Annotated in this window: 3 protein-coding genes; all 3 read left to right on the top strand. The window is 71.1% G+C overall.

Going from position 1 to position 2,281, the window contains the following annotated elements; all coding sequences use genetic code 11:
- Window positions 1-509 (top strand): class E sortase (locus tag G3I40_RS37065; protein WP_164559219.1); only part of this gene is annotated, 509 nt, incomplete at its 5' end.
- Between the two features lie 11 nt (window positions 510-520).
- On the top strand, window positions 521-730 hold the full coding sequence (locus G3I40_RS37060; protein ID WP_343245137.1) for a DUF3311 domain-containing protein: 210 nt from the start codon (window positions 521-523) through the stop codon (window positions 728-730).
- Window positions 727-2,232 carry a sodium:solute symporter family protein gene (locus G3I40_RS37055; RefSeq protein WP_164559218.1) on the top strand — a complete coding sequence of 502 codons (1,506 nt, stop codon included), beginning with the start codon at window positions 727-729 and terminating at the stop codon, window positions 2,230-2,232. The genes G3I40_RS37060 and G3I40_RS37055 overlap by 4 nt, the downstream gene beginning before the upstream one ends.
- Window positions 2,233-2,281: the final 49 nt, after the last annotated feature.

The raw sequence follows: 2,281 nt of genomic DNA, 5'->3' as shown, positions 1-2,281 counted from the left end.
GCGCAGGCACAGGCGGCGGCGGCGGGGCCCACCGGGCCGCGCCCGCCCGGCCGCGCTGGGACCAGGCCTACGCCATCATCTCGATCCCGCGCCTGGGCCTGCGGGCCCCCGTCGCGGAGGGTGTCAGCAAGGCGAACGTCCTCAACCACGGCTATGTCGGCCACTACCCGGGCACCGCCCAGCCGGGCGGCGGCGGGAACTTCGCGCTCGCCGGGCACCGCAACACCCACGGCGAACCGTTCCGGTACATCAACCGGCTGCGGCACGGCGACACCCTCACCGTCGAGACCAAGAGCGCCACCTACACGTATGTCGTCGACAAGGGCCTGTCCCAGACGTCCGCATCGGACGCGGGGGTGATCCGGCCCGTCCCGCGCAGTCGCGTCGTGCCGTCCGCCGGGTACGGCGAGCCGGGGTACTACATCACCCTCACCACCTGCACCCCCGAGTTCACCTCCAAGTACCGGCTGGTGGTGTGGGGGAAGCTGAGCCGGATGACGCCCCGATAGGCTCGTCGCCCGTGATCAGTCGACGGCCCCACCTGCTCTGGCTCCTCGTGCCCTTCGTGCTCTACATCGGCGCGCTCCCGTTCGTGAACCGCGTCGAACCCGTCGTGCTCGGGCTGCCGTTCCTGTTCCTGTGGCTGCTCGCCGCGACGCTCCTGACGCCCGTCGCGGTGTGGCTCACCTGGCGCGGCGACCAGCGGCTCAGGAAGGAGCGCCGGTCATGAGCGACGGAGCCGTGGCCAGCACGCTCTTCGGCGGCTTCATGGTCGTCACCCTCGCCCTCGGGCTGCTCGCCGTGCGCGGCAAGGGGAAGGGCGGCGGGCTGACCGAGTGGTCGGTGGGCGGACGTTCGCTCGGGACCGTGTTCATCTGGGTGCTGATGGCGGGGGAGGGGTACACCAGCTTCAGCTATCTCGGCGCCGCCGGGTGGGGGTACAACTACGGCGCGCCCGTCCTCTACGTCGTCGCCTACATGTCGTGCGGATACGCCGTCGGCTACGTCGTCGGGCCGATGCTCTGGGCGTACGCCCGCAAGCACGGACTGGTCAGCATCACGGACATGGTCGCCCACCGGTACCAGAAGCCGTGGCTCGGCGCCGCCGTCGCGGTCCTCGTCACCGTCTTCCTGCTGCCCTACATCCAGCTGCAGATCACGGGGATGGGCGTCGTCGTCTCGACGATGTCGTACGGCGCGATCAGCCTCGACTGGGCCTACTTCATCGGCTTCGCCGTCACCACCGTCTTCGTGGTCGTGAGCGGGCTGCGCGGGAGCGCCTGGGTGTCCGTCCTGAAGGACCTCCTCGTCATCGTCACGCTCGCCTTCCTCGCCGTGTACGTGCCGCTGCACTACTTCGACGGGTACGGGGACTTCCTCGGGCGGCTCGTCGACGACAAGAGCGCCTGGCTGACGCTGCCGGGCAGCGGCGGATCGCCTTACGGGGAAGGGTGGTTCGCGACGACCACCTTCCTGAACGCCCTGACCGTCGTCATCTTTCCGACCACCGTCGCCGGGTACCTCGGCGCCCGGAGCGCGGACGGGCTGCGGCGCAACGCCATGTGGCTGCCCGCCTACAACGTGCTCCTGTTCGTCCCCATGCTGCTGGGCATGGCCGCGCTGTTCGTCGTGCCCGGACTGACCGGCGCCGACTCGAACCTGGCGCTCCTCAAGCTCGTCGTCGACTCGCTGCCGGCCTGGGCCGTGGGGATCATCGGGGTCGCGGCCGCGCTGTCGTCGATCGTGCCGATGGCCGTGTTCATGCTGGTCATCGGCACGATGTGGGGGAGCAGCGTGATGTCGCTCGTGCCGCAGTGGCGGGGGTCGTCACCCGCCGCGTCGCGGGCGCAGAAGGCCGGGTCGCAGGTCGTGGTCGTCGTCGCCGGGGCGGTCGCGCTCGTGCTGACGTACGCCGCGCCCAACACGCTCGTGCGGCTCTCCCTGATCTCGTACGAGGGGATGGCGCAGCTGGTACCGATGCTGCTGGTGGGGCTGTTGTGGCGGCGGTTGAGTCTGGTGGGGGCGCTGAGCGGGCTCGTCGTCGGGGTCGGGATCGTGTGCGGGCTCGTGTTCGGCGAGCACGATCCGGTGTTCGGGGTGAACGCCGGGATCGTCGCCCTCGCCGCGAACCTCGCCGTGACGCTGGTGGTGACGTACGCGTGCCCGGCGGACCGGGACGAGCGGGCGGACGAGGACGTGCTGGCCCGCGATCCGGTCGGCGCGGCCGGGTAGCCCTGCGGGCCGCGGCCGCTCCCGGGCCGCCGCAAGAGCGGCGGTCAGG

The sequence above is a fragment of the Streptomyces sp. SID14478 genome (assembly GCF_010548525.1).
In the GTDB taxonomy this organism is placed as follows: Bacteria; Actinomycetota; Actinomycetes; order Streptomycetales; family Streptomycetaceae; genus Streptomyces.
This window is presented reverse-complemented; position numbering and strand designations above follow the sequence as displayed.